The organism is Ruegeria sp. EL01, from assembly GCF_900313035.1.
Lineage (GTDB): Bacteria > Pseudomonadota > Alphaproteobacteria > Rhodobacterales > Rhodobacteraceae > Ruegeria.
Genome location: NZ_OMPS01000041.1, coordinates 26,444 through 44,681, shown reverse-complemented (window position 1 = coordinate 44,681; position 18,238 = coordinate 26,444). Strand labels below are relative to the sequence as shown.

Genomic DNA, 18,238 nt, shown 5'->3' with positions numbered 1-18,238 from the left:
GCCCACCTCCCGTCAACTTGCTTGTTCAATCCGCCTGCTCCGCGATATTGCCTTCCGACTGCGATGACTGCCCCTTGAACTCTATCGACAGGCAGGTGATGTCATCACTGGTTTCAGCCCCTTCCGTAAAGGTCGAAACCGACTTCATGATCGCTTCGAGTTGGTCCGAAGGCGTGGCCCCCATCAGCGGGCGCATCGCCTCCAGCAGGCGCGCTTCGCCATACTCTTCCAGCTTGGCCGACATCGCTTCGGTCACGCCATCTGTGTAGCAAAACAACGTCTCTCCCGAGTTAAGCGCGCCAGTCTCTTCCTCGTAGTCGAAATCTTCCCACACGGCCAATGCAGGCTGACCCTGATCGAATTTCAGATAACGTGGTTCGGTTTCGGGACCGACGATGACCGGCGGATTATGCCCTGCGTTGCAGAAAACCATCGCGCCAGTATTCGGGTCGATTTCGACATAGAACAAGGTGACAAAGAGCATCGCGTCATTGTCGACGCAAAGGTAGTTGTTCACCATCGTCACGCAATCTGCGGGCCCCTGCGCCGATGCTGCAATCGCCCGCATGACGGTGCGCGAGATGGCCATGAACAGGGCTGCCCCCATGCCTTTGTCGGAAACATCGGCAATCACGCACCCGATCTTGCCCGACGGTAAGTCGAATACATCGTAAAAGTCCCCTCCGACCTCGCGCATCGGCACCATGTCCGCAGCGAAACTCATTTCTGCCAATTCGGGAAATGTTGTTGGAAGGCATTGCTGCTGAATACGTGTCGCCACATCCAGTTCGCGGTTGACCCGTTCCAATTCGCCACGGGCTTCCATACTTTTTCGAAAAACTTCGAACGTACCGGCAAGTCTGCCGATTTCATCATCTGTCTTTGGCACGTTCACGGCCTGATCTGTTTTACCTTCCGACAAAGCGTCGAGCGACCGTATCACCGCATTCAAAGGAAAGAACGAGTGTCTGAGCGACCAGTTGATAAATGCAAGAAACAGCGTGAGGCCGCTAGCAAGCGCAAGAGCGGATACGGCGTTTCCGATCCAGGTTTCGCGCAGCGCTTCAGAGGCATCTTGAATACCCACGACGTGCAGCGGTGCGTCTAGAAACGTGCTCGGAACAGGCAAGCTGGCAACCTGAAGAAACCTTCCATCATCTTCCAGAAGGGAAATGCCCGACCCGGTCGCCTGCATGTTGATTTTGGTCCGCTGCTCGTCGACCATGACGGTGCCGCTGCTTTGCAAGACGTCTCCGTCCTCCGACAAGGTCAGAACCTGCGAACCGAATCCTTTGGCCAACTTATCAGTTGTGCGTTGAAACGGGCTAACGACGATCGCCGCAGCTACCGGACGCGCCTGCACAAAGAGCGGGGCAGCCGCGACATGGACCAGAGACCCGTCTGCCCCGAATATCAGCCCGGTGGTCACGCGCCCCTGAGCCCGCAACAATTCCAGATGCCTGGCTTGCAAAATCGGTGCTTCGACCAGCGGGCTGTCGGAGCCGCCAAGAAACTCGCCATCGAAGCTGACAAACTGCGCAGCGGTGGGGTCAAGGTCGGCTTGCAATTCCACAAGCTGAAGATCAATCAGGTCGGTATCACCGTCAAGCAACCCCTGAGCAAGCTCCCGGTTTTCCTGAAACCGGCGCGCATAGGCCTCTGCACGCTGAAACTCGACGTCCTGCAAGCTCTCGAGATTGAGTTGAAGGCTTGTCAGCAACGCATTTTCCAGCCGCGTTTGCATTGCCCGTTCGCGGCTGTGCATCTCGAAAAGCAAAAGCGCGGTGAGAACCAGAAACACGATACAGACGATAGTCGTGATCCGACTGCGCAAGCTAAGCCTTGCAAGTGCCGCGGTGTCGGAGCCGGACGTCATCGGGCGGCCTCCTTCCCCGGCTTTGCGTAGACGAGCGACAAGGTACCATCGACATCTCGCAATGCGATGCCCACGCAGCCTGCCTGCAAGCGCCGTTCATGTTCTTCTGACTTTGCCAGCAGCGGTACCGTGACCGATTGGTAGTCGTCCTCATATGTTGGTTGGTCAGGCAGAGTCCGAACCAAAACAAACCGCAACGCATCATATTTGTGGATCAATCGTTGAACCGTCAGGCCACATTGCAACAGGTTCGACAAGGAAAAACCGTTCTGCGGTGACGCCATGGATATCACGGTTTTGCGTCCCAATGTCCGCGCCCGCTCCATGCGATACCCAGTCAGGTAGCGTTGCAAGCCAAGCCCGCGCCGATGCGGCAAAACACCTGTCCCATCCAAATGCGCAACCAGAGCGAGGCGCGCCTCGTCATCTATCCCTAGATCACGCCCGAAATTTACCGGGTCGGACGCGGCTGGTAATCCAATGACGGTATATCCGGCGAGCTGGTATTTGGGTCCTGCATTTTCCCAAAGGCCCCAAACCTCCCCTGCATTTGTCAGATGTTCGGCAAAGAACTCATCTTTTTCGCGTACGAATGGTGCGGGCTGCTGGTGGCTCAGTTGATGCAGCTCAGCATGCAATTCCACCAGCCTGTCCAAATCGCCGATATCCATTTTGCGCAGTGCTAGCCCATATGGCAGGGCCTGAGGCCAGCCCTCATGCAAAGGTGCGCGGCCCCCAGCTGCGTTGGCCGGTCCTTGGGACGCAGTGGCCATCATTCGGACTCTCCTTCGAGAATGCGGGCAAACTCCAGAATATCCAGTGGCGGGAATACACCAATGCGCAGCGCTACATTCATGCGCACGATATAGGTAAACCGCGCCAGAGTACCGATCGGAATTGTCTCGGGTGCTTCACCATCTAGAAGGATCCGCTCAATCAGCGATCCGTTGAGAAGTCCGAGATTGTAATATGGCGTGACCAGCCCGACCAATGCGTCCCCGTCGAGGATCTCAAGCTCGGTACCGGTAAAGCTTGGGATACCATACGACAAGGCCTCGCCAATTATGGTTTCCTGGTTGGTCCCCACAAAATTATCCGGACCGATATACAGAAACTGTACGTCTTGTGCGGCCATCAGGGCAATCAACTCTGGCAAGGTCGAGGGGTCAGGCTGGCCTTCGGAAACTTCCTCGTCGCCCCTGTCAGCTTCGACTTCTGTGTCGGACTCGTCCTGCCGCTCTTTGAGAGGAACCGAAATAGCCACAAGCTCAATGCCGATCTCTTCGGTCAGAGCACGCATCTCATGCATGTTCAGGACCGAGTTGTCTTCGCGCGGATTGAAGATCATCCCAATCCGGGTCACGTCGCGATAGGCAAGCATCGCCTTGAGTTGGGACTCCAACGGCACAGTATGCGAACTGCCTGTCAGGTTTCGCCCGCTGCCGTCAAAATTTGGCACGATTTTAGACTGAACCGGATAAGATACCATCGTGAACAGAACCGGTGTTTGCGATACCGGAAACACCGCCGCATCTTCTTCATATGTACCAACCGCGGCCAAAGTTGCAGACGTCCCCCAAGTGTACAACAGGTCGGGTTCCAGCTCCTTTGCCTGCTCAACAAGCTGCGCGAAACGCGAGCTGTCCCGATCAGCACTAAGGCAGGTGACATTGAATGTCAGGTCACGACTGTCGAGATAGGCCTGAAGCCCTTGCTCGACGGTTGTCGGACCGCGCCACAAAATCATCACGATATGGGGCACGCCGTCGATATGCGGACGTTCACAAAGGTCTGGCATCTGGTCCTGCGCCCGCAAACTTCCGGCGCCAAAGATCGTCACCAATGTCAGGGCACACCAGCTCGCAAGAGCGACGCGTGGATTACACAGCCTCAACATCGTACCCCCTTGTGCCGCGCGTTTTCAGGTCGTCATCCTCAGACCGCAAGCCCGAAACCAGGAAGAAAGCCGCAAAACCGGTACCTGTGACAACGGATAACCCGCCCAGAATTGCGGCCGCACCTGCGAGACCCCAATACTGCGATAGAATACCGGCTAGCAGAGGCCCGATGACTGACCCGGCTCGTTCAGTCATGCGATAGATACCCAAGACCCGACCCGGCCCATACGTCTCGATCTCGTGTTTTGCCAGAATCGTAAACAGAGCCGATTGCGCCGAAATGCTCATGGCCTGTGCAACGCCAAGGATCAAAACCGACCACGCCACTGCCGACACCGTGGCGCCATAGGCCAAAGGCACCAATCCCCATCCCGTCAGCAGGGCTCCGACGCTCACCATGAAGGCATGCAGCCCGAACCGGTCGCATAGCCGCGAGAACAGCGACAAAAGGATCAGCGCCGACGCCCCGTATAGCATCGTGATGCGGCCAATTTCATTGCTGGTCGCCCCAATATCGGTCAGGAGCAGGGGAACCAGGAAGAACAAGAAGCCCGACAGCAGAAGTTTGGCTGGCAAAGCCGCAAGCAAGGCGGCAACTACAAAGCGCGGTTGGCGCATGCACTCAAAGATAATTTTGGGTTCAAATCCAAAATGCGTTGACGTGTAAGACTGTGCCCCATCGCTGCGCCCGTCCAACAATCGCATCGCCAGTAGAATGCTGAGCACGCCCAATGCGGCGGCGACCAAAAGCGCGGACCTAAAGCCGAACTGTTCTGCCAGAATGCCACCAATCGCCGGCCCGCAGACATCCGCCGCCATGATGCCGCCCACGAAAACAGACATGCCCCGTGTGCGGTTGGCAGTTGTGGTCTGGTCTATCGCCTGCCCTTGGCAAGACAAGAAGCACAAAGCGTACCCAACCCCGGAAACAGTACGGGCCAAAATCAGAATCTCGAGGCTCGGAGCAAAGGCGGTTACAACAAGGCCGAGGCTGGCCAGTGCGGCGCCTATCATAAAGCCATTCCGGCGCCCGACCCGATCGGCCCAACCCGCCGCAAGCGTTCCGACCACCGCGGCGCCCAACATAAAGGCCGAGATCGGAACCGCGATCAGAATGGTACTGTCAAATCCGTCGAACCCTTGTGCGGGTCCGCTGCCCAGCACTTCCGAGATGAATTGTGGCAGAAACGGTCGAGTCAGTTCTTCTGTCATCACAAACAAGAATGCGGCACCGCGCACACCTGCCAGGTGGGCTGCCGTGCCGATCTTGTTGCGCCCGTCCTCCACGAACTCACCAACAGCTTTTAGCCGGGTGCGCATCCGATCTGCATCGGCGGCGTCAGCAAGGCCGGTTTCAATGCGCGTTTTTGTATCCGCCATCCGGGTCGACAGCGTTTCCAAAAGAGCATTGCCTGCCCGTATTGCACGACGCATATGCACGCCTCCAGCCGGTTTTTCCAACCGACGGAAATCTCGGCCCACCAGCGCATTGAGCAGCCTGGCCACCTGTGCCAACGGGCTGCTGATGCTGGCGGACGTCACGACCAGCAAAATCTCGACTGCCAACACCACAGCTACGAAGACCATGACCAAGATATCGGCTGCAGCATCTAGCAGTTGCTGCGTCACAAAGGTTTGGTCAATACGGGTGACAATCTGCCCGAACTCTGTTCCATCTGCGGTCAGCAACGGCAGGACGACAACGCCGCTTCCGGCGGTATCACCCTGCGTCGGGTCGCCCGTGGCGGACATCTCGGGCGACAGCCAGCGCAGCAGTTCGCTTTGTATCCCCGCAGGCAAAGCCTGCAAGCCACGGTCCCGCACACGATCAGGCTCCGCCTGCTCCGAACCGCTCGGTGCTTCGGTATCAGCTCCGGTCTGGTTAGGATTCGATTGCGCCTGGCCTGAGGCATACATCGCCACGCCACGGGGAGACGTCAGAACGATGCTTGAAATGCCATGGCTGCCCTCCAGCGCACGGTCAAGATATTCGTCCACCTGCGCCAGCCCCTCATAGGGTATCCCCATCGCCACAGCGCTTTCGATGCGGTCACGCACGCGTTCAGTGACGACCATCGCATTGGTTTCAAGAATGGGTCGCACATTGCGCTCAAGCAACCCGATCGAGCGCAGACCCAAGGCGCTCACGGAGACAACGAGACATAGAACCGCCGCCGACAGGATAAAAAGGGTAAAACGTCTGGACATCTGATCCATCAGGTCACCCCCTTGCCCGGTTCGGCTGGCTGCGCCGAATAGGACAAGCGCTGCACCTCTCCGTCCAGATCATCCAACTCTGCCTGGCTTGTGCGATAGGCGTGCACGGCGCTTTGCGCCAGCTGATCCAGCTGATCGCCACTTACCTCGGACATCGTCTCAGGCGACATGTCATTTTCCAACTGCACCGTCAGCCGGTCCAGCCTTTGATCGATACGCCGCGCGGCCATCAGACTGGCCACTCCGATCACACCGACGCAGGCCGCAAGCAGCGCGGCAGCTTCCAAAGCCAGAATTCGGGTGGACTCAGCAAGAATACTCTGTGCACCACGCGGGTCGTAGGAAACTTCCACACGCCCCACTTCGGCTCCGAAAGAGTTGATGATTGGTTCGGATACCGTTGCGATATCTTCTGCCTGTGCACTTTCTCGGCCTTCTGTTTGCGACTGCAACGCGAGGATTTCCTGACCATCCTCAGCAATCAGCCGGATGGCCAAAATCTCGGCGTCGGACTCAAGCCTGTCTTCAATCTGCACCGATACATTGGATACGATCTCTTCGACCGCGAGGCCAAAATTCACCCCTGTCTCAATATTGGCACGCAGGTCCGTCGCGACAATTCTGTAGCGCCCGTCAACCGCCTGCGTAAGTGCGGTGGACAGCTTGGCTATCGTTAGGGCAACTGCCGCTGCCAGAGCAATAGCAAATGCCACCGCCAGATAGGCGATGAGCCTTGCTGCAAAGCTCCCAACCAGCACACGCATCATTGTCTTCGCCTTCCTATTCGCCTTCACGGCCCAACGTTTTGCGCAGACGCATCACATTCATATTGCCGGCTCTTTCATAGCTTACGTCGTCCATGACTTGACGAACGAAAAACACGCCTAGCCCGCCAACCTTGCGATGGTCAACATCCAGCGTCACGTCTGGCTCGACCACGTCCAACGGATTGAAAATCCGGCCATGATCTCTCAACTCGCAAATGAGGTCTTCGTTTTGGCGTTGCAGGGCTACCTCAAGCTGTGAGGTCTGCCCCGCGTCAAACCCGTAGTTTATGGCGTTGGTGATCAATTCTTCCAGCGCGAGCTTGACCTGAAATGCGTCGGCATCAGGCACATCCATGGCGGCAAGGGTCCGATCCAGTTGGTCCAGCAAGCCCGGCACAGCCGAAAGTGTGTTGGCGAGCTGGATTTCGGCTTTCAACATCTGAAATGTCACCTTCTGATCCATCGGCCAAACAGCGCGCATTATTCACAATTTTGTGCTTGCTTCTATTTTAGATTGTATAGCTTCCCCCAAATGACAGCTAGAAGAATTTTCAAACATTCCTTTAGGAGCGCGCAGCTGTGCAAATCGGTTCTTCAAAAGCCTACCTTCGGAACGCTCATTGGTCACCCGCGCACCCCGGAACGGTGTTTGCCGCGCAATCCGACAGAATCCTTTCGGCCATCGCAAAGAATCCTGCCATGACGCAAACCCCTTTAATCGCAGATAAGCACAACACCGACGGACATGTAACATGCTGGATCAAGAATGAAGGCAAACGCTTTGCAGGTGAGGGCCTGTCCTGCTTCAAGGCGCTCGGTGTTCTTGGGGTACTGGCCGCAAAGCCGGACCTGGCAAACGCGGATAGGTTCGTCTGCGCATCCGATGGCAACCATGGTCGCGCTGTTGCATGGGCCGCGCAACGTCTGGGTGTTGCCGCGACCGTCTTTATGCCTGCATCCGTGCCACAAGAAAACTTTGATCGGATCACGCAGTTTGGCGCGCGAACTGTGGCGGTCGAGGGCGGCTATGACCGGGCGATAGCAGCTGCAGCCGAAGACGCCCAGAAGACTGGTGCCGTAGAATTTTCCGACACAGGTCGCCCCGGATGTGAGGAAATCCCCTATCTGACGCTCTTTGGCTATGGACGGATCGTGGATGAAATCCTCGAACAATTGCCATCGCCACCCACACATGTCTTGGTGCCAGCGGGTGTCGGTTCATTAGCGGCCGGCGTAGTGGCGCGGTTTGCCACAAGACTGGGTGCGCAGATGCCTCGCATTATCACCGTCGAACCGCTTCACGTGGCGCCTGTTGCCGCCAGTTTGGAGGCCGGGGAACTCAGAAGCGTTGCCGAAGGGGCCACGACCTCGATGGCGTGTCTCGCCTGCGAGACACCGTCCAACGTGGCTTGGGACCTCCTGCGTGACAGGCTTTTTGGTGCCATGGCCATTTCCGACCTCGCAGCCCTCAAAGCAATGAATGATCTTCGATTGTCCCATGCAACATCCCAGGTCTTCACCCAACCGTCCGGGGCGGCTGCCTACGCAGGGTTGCAGGAAGTCCTTTCGGATTCAGTTCTGCGTACTTGTGCCGCGCTCGACCGAGGGGCCAATGTGGTCACTCTCGTGACCGAAGGTCCATCTGTGGCCTCCGGTTAAGTACAACCGGTGACTTGGTCCAGTCGCGATAGTTGGTTCTCTCAGGCGGGATTTGGCCCACCTGGTTAGATCAATGCCAGTCGGCAAATCAGATGCTATCGCGCCCGACCCAAACCAAGGCTGCCTGCGTTTTCAGGTTTGCCACACCATGAAGCAGGCGACAACCTTCGTCGCACGTTCGACAACTCAGGCAAAAAAACTCGACTTTCAAATTACGGCGCTTGATTTTTGATGGGTCCTCGGTACACTTTTATCGTGTGAAGAATAACAAGGCCATTTGGTTTGGTTGTGCGTCCAATCACGGACCCGACATTGATTTGACCCATGGCGAAACGTGAGAAGGGACAATGCAATGAGTGTCGAAGACCTGAAGGAATATGCACGCCGCTGTGCAAGCGACGCCGATTTGCGGGCCAAGGCGAAAGAGATTGGCGCAACCAATCTGGATGGCCAGATTGAGCATGCCACATCCATGGGCCTGAATTGGACCAAGGAAGACATGGCCGCCTTCCAGGAGGAGCTCCAAGCCGATGGCGAGCTTGGCGAAGATGATCTGGAAAAAGTTGCCGGTGGTGTTGTAACCACCACGGCCGCGGCTGCAGCAGCCGTTGTCGGCGCAGCGGCAGCCGTTGTCGGCACCGCCGCCGCAGTAACGTCAGCCTCAACCGGTAGCGGTTGGTAAACTGGTTGACAGACAGTTGGAAGGGGCGGAGCACATCCGCCCCTTTTTTTGTTCTGACTTGAGCAGTGAATCCACCTCAGGTTGAAGAATGCAATCCGTCGCTATTAGGGACTCGAAGCCAAATTGTGTGCCTTCGCAATGACCCAGCCAGGGGAAGTGCAGGTTCCTTTTTAGACAGTAGGGGGGGCGGGTGTGCGTTTATGCGCCGGCATGATCCATTCGCCATACTCATCGATTGCCAACAAGTTGTGGATCGCGGGCAGGGCGGCAATTGGCGTCGCCTTTGGCGGACCGTCATAGGTCAATTGATAGGAATTGTACCCACGCATCATGGTCAGGTTTCTCTGAGCCTGTGCGTGCAGCTCTGCGTCGGAACAAGACGCGCCACCAACATTCAGCCCACCGGGATTGTCCAATGTCTGTCCCCGTTCCATGAGCACCCCGTTGCTGTTTTGTAACAAGGCGCGCAGCCAGCCGACATAATCCTGTGACCGCTTCTCCATATCGTAAAGACCCGATAGCCCTGCGTAGAACACAGAAAATTCTTGTCGCAGGCGACTCTCGTATTCGGCCATGGCAACATCTTCCGGTATCGCACCGGAAAGAGCCGCCTTAATCGACCGGGCTGCCAAGAGTGCTCCATAGGTTGCCAGATGCACGCCTGACGACAGAAGCACGTCTACGAAACAGGCGGCATCACCGATCTGCACGATACCCGGCGCGCTGAATGCGTTGGATGCATACGAGTAGTCCGCGCACAGACTCACCTGATCGTAGGGCGCATGCTCTGCGGGTGTGGCGTTACACAGAAGCTTGGTTGTCCGTGGGCAGGTCGCAAGCCAATTTGCCAAACCCGCCCGGGGATCCACACGCAGCTTGGTCAGGCAGTCGCGCGGGGCGACCACGCCCACGCTGGTCAATCCGTCCCGCAGGGGAATGTACCAAACCCAGGCCGTCCCATGTTCGGTTTCCAGGGTCTCGAAAAAGACGTTCCCATCCAGAGGGGCGTCAAGTCGCCCTCCGCCTGTCCAGTATCCCCAAACCGCCACCTTACGAAAAAAGTGCGAATGTTCGCGCGCGTCCAATTCCGGGATGTTCAGGCGCATTTGTCCGGTGGCGTTCACAACAAATCTTGCGTGCAAGGCATTTTGCCTCGCGCTCTGGCGGTGGAAATAGGTCACGCTGCGACCTTGCTGTGCGTCGCCGTCACCGACGGAAATTGCGTCATACCCTCTGAGCAGAGTCGCGCCGCAATTCTGCGCACTGGACAGGAGGATTTCGTCAAAACTTGCGCGATCAACGTTGAGGGCAAGAGGGGGATCATCGGCTTGGTCGGGGCCGAAGGCGAGGGTCCAGATGTCCTGTTTGTCAGCGCCCCACGAGAATGTGGCACCCCGCTTCACGGTATAGGTTTCGGCATCGACGGCGTCCTGTGCACCGATCAGGGGCAAAACCTGCCGCAGCGTGGCTGGCAACAGTGATTCACCGATGCGGTAGCGCGGCCCGGTCTCTCTTTCGAGAAGGACGGTGGACAGGCCAGCCTTGGCGCACAGACCTGCCAGCACCGATCCTGCCGGGCCGCCGCCAATCACCGCAACATCTGCTGTTTCCGCTTCGTCCATTTTCGCCTCCCAGGCCGAACTGGGCTATGTATTCAAAACACGCTGCGTGGCAGCCGCAAGTCTGCGAATCTGAGCAACGGTTACAGGCTCCGTCTCTTTCGATCGCTGCAGCTCTCCGATGTTAACAAGGCTTTGCGGATCATATTTCTTCTTCAAAGCACAAAACATCGTCCAAGTCTCTGCGTCGTAATAGTCCGCATAATCCAGTGACCGGCTCAGATTCTCAGCCTGCACGTAAAGGCGACCGCCTTCGTCAACAATGGATGAAACAAAGTCCTGCTCGGCTTCGACCAGCGCGGACTCCACCTCTGGCTTGCCGATGCCACGGCAGAGAGCCATGACTCCCATCAGGACAAAATCTTCGTCCCTTGGATACAGCAGTGGAGGCACCGGGGCACGCCGTTTGACAAGATACCGGAAGCCGATGGGCTTTCCATGCAGAGATGGCCCGACCCAACCGCCACTGGGTTCAAGCGTGGCGGAGTGCCGGTTTGCCCAATCTCCGATCAGCGCCCAGAACCGATCTTCTTCGTCGACCGGAACCATGGCCGAGAACCAATAAAGCCAGTCGATGCCATCCGGTCCCGGTAGGTCGTTTGTTTCGGATGGGTTGAGCGGATTGGTGACCGGAATTTTACCCGATTGACCAACCGCAAATTGATTGGTGACGCCCGGAATGGCCTTCAGTCGAAGGGTGACATCCAGGACCAAACCAAATTGCCCCATTGCAGCAAATACCCAACAAAAGTCAGGGTCTTCTGGGGTCAACTTACGCAGTTCACCGCGACCATCGACCAGAGTGAGCGCCTCGACATGGGCCCAAAAGCCGCCATGCGTTTCCGAGATTGAGACATAGCCGTCATTGGACTCTCCGCGCGCCGCTGCCTCTCGGGTGGTCGGCGGCACACGCAACCCCATGCCTCCCGCGTTGACATAGCCACCCAACGTCGGGCCAGCCCACCCACCATTGAAAACCGGCAAGCTCGCTCCATGAGCGGCTGCAAAATCGCGGATATCCCACATGATGGCACCGCACCCGACCCGCAGCAAGTCGGGTTCCACGACCTCAAACTGGTCAAGGCCATGCGTCAGAAACAGTGTTTCGCCTCTTCTGGGCAGGCTTGCACCGCTCAGACTATGACCGCTGCCTCGTACGCGCAGCCGGTGTCCACGAGAGAGTTCCTCACGCCACTGCGTGATGGCTTCTGCAGTAGACTGAGGCGCCCGCAGAGATGGCTCAAGCGGTGAAAGATATAGTTTTCCGTAGTCAGTGAGCGGCATAATGGGTCTTTTTGTTGATGCCTGACCGAGCGCACCTGAAAGGCCGCATTTTGCCAGACTGATTTGGGTCGCGCGATCCGATCCGGGGCACATTCCAATGCTGGGACGTTCCGCTGTCGCTCAACAAAATACCCTCCGGCCATTTGCCCAGAGGGTCGCGTTGAAATTTCGCAAGTCCCGAGGGCTGCGCCAAGTTATCACCAGCCACTGCCTGAAGTTGTGCTGGTGACTGCAGCCGCAGTCGCGACCACCGCGGCAGAGGCTGCGGACACAGCTACCGCCGCCGCTGCTGCGGTGGTAGTTACAACACCACCGGCAACTTTTTCCAGATCATCTTCGCCAAGCTCTCCATCGGCTTGTAGTTCTTCCTGGAAGGCGATCATGTCTTCTTTGGTCCAAGTCAGACCCATGGATGCGGCATGTGCGATCTGGCCTTCCAGATCAGTAGCGCCGATTTCCTTGGCCTTGGCGCGCAATTCAGGATCTGCGGCGCAACGACGTGCATATTCCTTCAGGTCTTCAACACTCATGCTAAACCTCCAAGCGATCTCAACGCCACCATACCGAACCTCGAAGTTTGCACTGTTCATAGACCACAGCTTTCCCGAACACCGGCCAGATGGCGCGCGCGCCAGTGCCGCTATAGTTGTGGAGAACAAGCGGCAAAAAAATCAAGCAACGGCCGAGGCGAATACAAAAACTGTCTGTCTGTACGCCTGTTTGGCATTGCCAGATTACTCACGTTGACCGTTCAGATATCTGGCGGCCACGATCAAACTGACAACTAAGCCGCGCCTGATGGGCTTCCGTTTCCCTCGCGAATTAATCGCCTACGCCATCTGGGCCGATCATCGGTGCAATCCCAACACGGTGGGCGTCGGGAAACTGCAAGCAGAGCGTGGGGCGGGATCGTCAGCCGTGAAACAATCCGTCTCTGGATGAAAACCGACTCAGCCCCCATTTTGCGTCCTGCATACAGCGCTCGCCCCGAAGGCGCGCCAATCTGTTACCAGCCGCTGCCGCTTGTTGTCGTGGTGACTGCAGTCGCTGTCCCAACCACTGCGGCGGCTGCGGAAACAACTGCTGCCGCTGCTGCTGCGGTGGTCGTCACGACGCCGCCAGCAACTTTTTCCAGGTCATCTTCGCCAAGCTCGCCATCGGCCTGGATCTCTTCTTGGTAGGCAGACATATCTTCCTTGGTCCAAGTCAGCCCCATGGATGCCGCATGTGTGATCTGGCCGTCCAGGTCAGTGGCACCAATTTCCTTGGCCTTGGCACGCAAATCAGGATCTGCGGCGCAACGGCGTGCATATTCCTTCAGGTCTTCAACACTCATGCTAAACCTCCCAATTATATCTATGCCACCATTTCCAATCCAGAAATCGGTATTGTTAATAGGCGGCCGTTTTCTCGAACACCGGCCAAGATGGCGCGCAGGCCAGTGTCACGATAGTTGTGCAGAACAAGCGACAAAAAATCAAGCACCGGTTGAGGTGAACAGAAAAAAGTACTGCCAGCACACGTGGTGGGCAGATTAGCCGGTGATTGGTCGATCATAGTCACTGGTCAAAAGCTTTGGTTGTCCGATCCCGATCGAGATGATCAGGCGCAAATATCAACAGTTTTAACCCTTCACCGCGCCTGCAGTTAATCCGCTAACCAGTTGCCGTTGGAAGAAGAGTGTCAGGAAAAACAACGGTATGATCGCCGAAACAACGGCCGAGACAGCAAACATCACGTTTCCTTCGACCTGCGTGGTGCCAAGAAAGCTTGCAATCTTTGGCACCATCGTCTGGTTTTCTTGGCTCAGAAGCATCGCTGCGACGGTAAAATCATTGTAAGCGAGAAGGAACGAAAAGAGCCCAGTTGTCACAACGCCCGGCCACATCACTGGTATGATCACATATCGAAATGCCTGAAACCGCGAACAGCCATCGATCAGCGCGCTTTCATCAATGTCGCGCGGGATGCCCAGGAAGAATGCGTGCAACATCCAAAGGGTGAATGGCTGGTTGATCGCAACCAAAACGATAATCGTCGTTGGCAGGTGACCCCAAAGGTTCCACTGGAAAAACGGATAAAGGTAACCCGAGACGAGTGTGATATGCGGCATGGCTCGAAACGCCAACGCAGCCATCAAAATCCAGAACGCCTAGCGACGGCCGGATCTGGCTAAAGCGTATCCACCCAGGGTGCCAAATGTCAGCGAAATAGTCACGGTGCATAAGACAACGATGAATGTGTTGAGCGTCGCGCGCCAGAACTCCTGTTCAATCCATGCGCCAGAATATCCTTGCCCAGTAAAGGGGCCGCCGGTCTCGATTGTTGTGCGAATACCATAGATTGCATTTGTCCAATCGGACTTCGAGAAGAAATCCCCTTGGACTTTGAACGACCCCCAGACCGTCCAAAGAAACGGACCGCCTGCTAGCATCAGCCAAAACAGGACCAGGCCAAACGCCGCGAATTTCATGCTGATGGGATGTTGTTGTGAGGCAGCGGACACGCGCGATCTCCTAAGCGGGCTTACTGTTGTGATCGCGCCAGGTTCGTATAAGAACCGGGATCAGCAATATGATCACGCCAACAAGGGTCAGAAACGAGGTTGCAGCCGCTGAGCCGAACAAAGTCGTCTCGCCTCCCCTCAGGTCATTGTAGATAATCCAGCTGAGCGAGGTTGCGTTTGCATCCGCCGAAAATCCGACAATCGGTTCAAAGACCCGGAAGTTGTCCATCAGTTGGATAAGCAAGACAAACGTGACAAGTGGCATGAGATGCGGAACGACGACATACCGGATCCGTTGGGCACGTGATGCTCCGTCGATCATAGCGGCTTCGAGTGTGTCCCGGGGAACGGTTTGCAACCCGGCATAGAAGACAATGAAGCTGAACGGGGTGGCATGCCATATGCCGTAGATAAACAGCATGATCCAAGTCAACGTTGGCGACGCTTTGAGCGAAAGATCAGGGTCTTTAAACAGCGTTTGCAGAGTGGCCCCAAGTATACCCTCAGCGTCAACTATCCAGGCAAGGATGAGGGAACCTACGAGCGGCGTCACGATCATTGGCAAGAGTGACACAAAGATCGCTGGCCCCTTCGTCATTCTGGGCAACATGTTCACGGCAAGGGCAATGACCAATCCAAGAGCAAGGACGAAAGGCGTTACAATTGCAGTAAACGCAATGGTGAACACCAACGCACGGTAGAACCGCAGGTTCATGATTGCAGATAGAAACTCACCAAATGTGTCTGCTTCGCGCCTTGCGCGTCCAAGGTCATCAAAGGCAAGGTGATTTCGGTCTGTATAGGTGCCCAACCCGTTAAAGCGCCCCAACGGCTGTGCCTGAGCCAGTGCTTGTGTGGCCTCTGCGTCGACAATGGTCTCATCGGTGCATCCACCAAACGGACTGCAGGTCTCGACCGTTTTCATGACCTGAGAATGCTCAACAAAGAGCGATTGGAGAAAGACCGAGCCAATCGGAAGCGCGATGAAGAGGATCATCGCCAGAAGCGACGGAGCCATGAACGAGAAGAATGCTTTGTCGGGCATAAGGGCCCCTTCGTTTTCGGTTTGAGAAGATGGGGGCCGAAGCCCCCATCCCCGGCAGTAGGCCTTATTCCAGAAAGCCTTTCTCCCGCGCTGCGGTCGTATAGGCTGCTTCTATGTCTGAAAGGGTCTGTTTGGCGGACTCATTGCCTTGCAAGAAATCGACCAATTCGCCACCAAGCGCGGTGTGCATGACGCCCATATAGGGCAGCATCGGGTAAGGGGACGCTCCGGCTTCCATGCTTGCGACGATCCCTGCGGTCGCTACGTTGGGCTCATAGCCTTCGATCAACCAAGCGGCTTTGTCGTTATTGGCCTTCACCATATCGGTGGAGATGCCGTTGACCATCGCGACAAAAGCAGCCTCAGCATCTTCGTCAGATGTGTTGGTGGCAATCGAGAAACCATTCCACCAGAGCGAAGTGGCGGGCTTGCTTCCACCTGCAACGGTAGGCGCACCACTCTGAATGGTGCTGGACACGACGGCCGCGTTAGATCCTTCGTCATCCAGAATGGCCGTGCCGCGTGAGCCCCACATAGTGGCCAAAGCCAAATCGCCGCTTTCCCAAAGTGCCTGTGTCGTATTGGAATCAAACGTCAGATAGTCTGGGTTGGAATACCCGGTCAGTGCCTTCAGCGTGTTTAGCGTTGACACGCCAGCGTCGTTGTTAATCGCAGGTTCGGCCGTGCCCGCTTTGAACATGGGGGTGTCGTGACCGAGATACATATTGATGAACTCTTCAGCCAAGTTCCATCCAACTTTGGTGTTCAGCGCTACGGGGTGTTCCATTTTGCCCGCCGCGCGGATTTTCTCTGCGACAGCCAGCACGTCTTCATAGGATTCCGGGGGCCGGGCACCTACCTGATCCAGGATGTCCTTGCGATAAAACAGATGCTGTGCGTTTGCCATAAACGCGACAGAGACGATCTTGCCATCCACACGGATCAACTGATTGGGAGCGAGGTTTTGACCGTGCTTGGCAACCAGATCATCCAAAGGACGGATCAACCCTTTCGCCAAAAGCGGCATAAGTTGCGAATTGGCGATAAACACGGCGTTGTATTCCGCGGGGTTTGCCGTCAATGCCGGGGACATGATTTCCCGATGCTCGGTTGTCAGGTTCGCTTCAACCTTCATGCCATCATGTGCACACGCAATCGCCTCATCTGCGACGGCTTGAAGAGCTGGAAAATCATTTCCCAAGATGTTGACGTTGCCCGAGGTGACGCCGCAGCCGGCATGGGCAACCGATCCCAATAGAACCAGTGCGCCTGCATAAAGCGATGTCTTCATTGTTTGTTTCATGTCTTCTCTCCCTGTTGGTCTCGTTGCTCAGAGCCGTCTGCGGACAGCCTTGCTTGCTTCTGGAACACCGTGCTGATCCATCCAGTCGACGTATTTCGCGTGAAGCCGCGCGACGATTTCTGGGTGATCTTTGGCGAGGTCGTGCTTGTGGTCTGGGTCATTGAAACGATGGTACAATGCATGCGGATCACCCTCGCGGGCATAAATGAACTCCCACTCGCCGTAGCAGATCGTGGACGGGCATGTTTCAAGGATCAGCCTTGGGACATCATCCACCGCCTTCGAGATATCGCGCATCATGTGCGCATCCGCATCGGCAGAGACGACTATATCGCGATGCTGTTGCGTATTGCCCTCAAGGACAGGGACGAGCGATTTGCCATGAATGTCATCGGGCGGTGTCCCGCCCCCAAGCTCAACCATAGTGGGAAGGAGATCGCACAACGACAGTAGGCAATCGTGTTGGCGAGGCTCCAGCCTGGGATGATGCATCACAAACGGAACCCTCGTCAGTTCCTGATGAAGCGGGCAGGAATAGTAATACCCTGTTTGTCCCGCGGTCCCGATCCGCTGTTGGTTCTGGGGAATTTTCTTATCCCACAGGAAGCGACGCTTGCCGAAAATGCCATGCTCGCCAAAGTAGAATCCATGATCAGACGCAAACAGAACGGTAGTGTCTTTCATCAGGTCAAGACTATCTAGCCGGTCAATCAGCTTGCCGAACCACTGGTCCACCACGGTAATCTCTGCGCGGTATCCGGCATGGGCGACCTCCAAATCGCGCTCGGTTACACCCGCATCACCAACATCCCAATACGCCGGAAAGACCTTCTCGCCCTCATAGTCTGGCAGATACTGTTTGACGTAATGGTCCGGTGCGTCCCATGGCTCATGTGGGTCCCAAGGTTCGACATAGAGAAAGAACTTTTCGTCCTGGTGGCGCTCAATCCAGTCAATCGCGGTGCTGAAGGTTTGTGGCGCACAGCGATCGCTTTCCGATGTCCATGTTGATTTCGTATCAACACCTTCGGCGCCGCCGCGTTGGCCTTTGATCCAGAAAAAGTCCTGAAACCCGCGATCATAGCCGTAACCATTGCGCAGAAGAAACGGATTATCGGCCACACCGCAGGTCAGGTAGCCTAAATCGTTCATATAGGCCGCCATGGTCTTTTCTTCCTGTGGCAGCGCTGACCAACCGGTGAAAGTAAAGGCAAATTTGCCCGTTGCTATATCGGCGCGGGCAGGCACCGTGGGGAAGGATCCCAGTCGGCATTCTGAGAAGACCTGAGAGCGTTTGGCAAATGCCTCAAGATTCGGGGCAATGATCTTTTTCGTGTTAAGCCCGGAAAGTGATCAAGCCGGAATGTGTCAGAGACTACGAC

17 protein-coding genes and 2 pseudogenes are annotated in these 18,238 nt (G+C 56.3%); 4 read left to right on the top strand and 15 right to left on the bottom strand.

The genetic code is table 11. From position 1 onward, the window contains the following. Positions 1–25: 25 nt before the first annotated feature. The 6 genes from D9K61_RS27910 to D9K61_RS16120 all read right to left on the bottom strand — a co-directional run bounded on the left by D9K61_RS27910 (position 26) and on the right by D9K61_RS16120 (position 7,239). Entirely contained in the window at positions 26–1,195 is a 1,170-nt protein-coding gene (locus D9K61_RS27910; RefSeq protein ID WP_371688485.1) for a PP2C family protein-serine/threonine phosphatase, read from the bottom strand. Positions 1,196–1,872: 677 nt separating this feature from the next. After that, positions 1,873–2,652, bottom strand: coding sequence for a hypothetical protein (locus tag D9K61_RS16140; protein WP_120634229.1), 780 nt, complete (start codon positions 2,650–2,652; stop codon positions 1,873–1,875). Continuing rightward, positions 2,649–3,674, bottom strand: coding sequence for an ABC transporter substrate-binding protein (locus tag D9K61_RS16135; RefSeq protein WP_162946938.1), 1,026 nt, complete (start codon positions 3,672–3,674; stop codon positions 2,649–2,651). Before D9K61_RS16135 ends, D9K61_RS16140 begins: the two co-directional genes overlap by 4 nt. Positions 3,675–3,756: 82 nt before the next feature. Beyond that, complete coding sequence (locus tag D9K61_RS16130) at positions 3,757–5,991, bottom strand: MFS transporter (RefSeq protein WP_120634227.1); 2,235 nt, start codon at positions 5,989–5,991, stop codon at positions 3,757–3,759. After that, positions 5,991–6,758 carry a hypothetical protein gene (locus tag D9K61_RS16125; RefSeq protein WP_120634226.1) on the bottom strand — a complete coding sequence of 256 codons (768 nt, stop codon included), beginning with the start codon at positions 6,756–6,758 and terminating at the stop codon, positions 5,991–5,993. The genes D9K61_RS16130 and D9K61_RS16125 overlap by 1 nt, the downstream gene beginning before the upstream one ends. 13 nt (positions 6,759–6,771) lie before the next feature. Continuing rightward, a complete protein-coding gene (locus tag D9K61_RS16120; protein WP_120634225.1) occupies positions 6,772–7,239 on the bottom strand; it encodes an ATP-binding protein in 468 nt (155 codons plus the stop codon). A gap of 218 nt (positions 7,240–7,457) precedes the next feature. Between D9K61_RS16120 and D9K61_RS16115 the strand changes: the two genes are divergently transcribed. The 3 genes from D9K61_RS16115 (at position 7,458) to D9K61_RS16110 (ending at position 9,099) form a co-directional block, all read left to right on the top strand. Further along, positions 7,458–8,417, top strand: coding sequence for a pyridoxal-phosphate dependent enzyme (locus D9K61_RS16115; protein ID WP_162946937.1), 960 nt, complete (start codon positions 7,458–7,460; stop codon positions 8,415–8,417). A 73-nt stretch (positions 8,418–8,490) separates the two neighbouring features. Further along, entirely contained in the window at positions 8,491–8,649 is a 159-nt protein-coding gene (locus D9K61_RS27335) for a hypothetical protein (protein WP_216825825.1), read from the top strand. 120 nt (positions 8,650–8,769) lie between these two features. Then, complete coding sequence (locus tag D9K61_RS16110) at positions 8,770–9,099, top strand: Nif11-like leader peptide family RiPP precursor (RefSeq protein WP_120634223.1); 330 nt, start codon at positions 8,770–8,772, stop codon at positions 9,097–9,099. A 170-nt stretch (positions 9,100–9,269) separates the two neighbouring features. Here D9K61_RS16110 and D9K61_RS16105 read toward each other — a convergent pair whose 3' ends face one another. The 3 genes from D9K61_RS16105 to D9K61_RS16095 form a co-directional block, all read right to left on the bottom strand. Further along, positions 9,270–10,721, bottom strand: a complete 1,452-nt coding sequence (locus D9K61_RS16105) for an NAD(P)/FAD-dependent oxidoreductase (RefSeq protein ID WP_120634222.1) — start codon at positions 10,719–10,721, stop codon at positions 9,270–9,272. 24 nt (positions 10,722–10,745) lie between these two features. Next, positions 10,746–12,002: an FAD-binding oxidoreductase gene (locus D9K61_RS16100; RefSeq protein WP_162946936.1), complete on the bottom strand. Its 1,257-nt coding sequence runs from the start codon at positions 12,000–12,002 to the stop codon at positions 10,746–10,748. A 197-nt stretch (positions 12,003–12,199) separates the two neighbouring features. After that, positions 12,200–12,532: a Nif11-like leader peptide family RiPP precursor gene (locus D9K61_RS16095; RefSeq protein WP_162946935.1), complete on the bottom strand. Its 333-nt coding sequence runs from the start codon at positions 12,530–12,532 to the stop codon at positions 12,200–12,202. Positions 12,533–12,800: 268 nt separating this feature from the next. Between D9K61_RS16095 and D9K61_RS27600 the strand changes: the two are divergent. After that, positions 12,801–12,984: pseudogene (locus D9K61_RS27600) on the top strand (IS6 family transposase); the annotation flags it as partial. Between the two features lie 24 nt (positions 12,985–13,008). Here D9K61_RS27600 and D9K61_RS16090 read toward each other — a convergent pair. From D9K61_RS16090 to D9K61_RS16065, 6 genes and pseudogenes are all read right to left on the bottom strand, one after another. Further along, the gene (locus D9K61_RS16090; protein WP_120634219.1) at positions 13,009–13,338 is read right to left on the bottom strand and encodes a Nif11-like leader peptide family RiPP precursor; all 330 of its coding nucleotides are present in this window, start codon (positions 13,336–13,338) and stop codon (positions 13,009–13,011) included. A gap of 20 nt (positions 13,339–13,358) precedes the next feature. Beyond that, positions 13,359–13,559, bottom strand: coding sequence for a hypothetical protein (locus D9K61_RS16085; RefSeq protein ID WP_120634218.1), 201 nt, complete (start codon positions 13,557–13,559; stop codon positions 13,359–13,361). Between the two features lie 67 nt (positions 13,560–13,626). Continuing rightward, positions 13,627–14,475 (bottom strand): annotated as a pseudogene (locus tag D9K61_RS16080) (carbohydrate ABC transporter permease). Positions 14,476–14,518: 43 nt separating this feature from the next. Next, positions 14,519–15,553, bottom strand: coding sequence for a carbohydrate ABC transporter permease (locus D9K61_RS16075; protein ID WP_120634217.1), 1,035 nt, complete (start codon positions 15,551–15,553; stop codon positions 14,519–14,521). A gap of 64 nt (positions 15,554–15,617) precedes the next feature. Further along, positions 15,618–16,856, bottom strand: a complete 1,239-nt coding sequence (locus D9K61_RS16070) for an ABC transporter substrate-binding protein (RefSeq protein ID WP_120634216.1) — start codon at positions 16,854–16,856, stop codon at positions 15,618–15,620. A 27-nt stretch (positions 16,857–16,883) separates the two neighbouring features. Then, positions 16,884–18,179 carry a sulfatase-like hydrolase/transferase gene (locus tag D9K61_RS16065; RefSeq protein WP_254055816.1) on the bottom strand — a complete coding sequence of 432 codons (1,296 nt, stop codon included), beginning with the start codon at positions 18,177–18,179 and terminating at the stop codon, positions 16,884–16,886. Between the last annotated feature and the right edge of the window lie 59 nt (positions 18,180–18,238).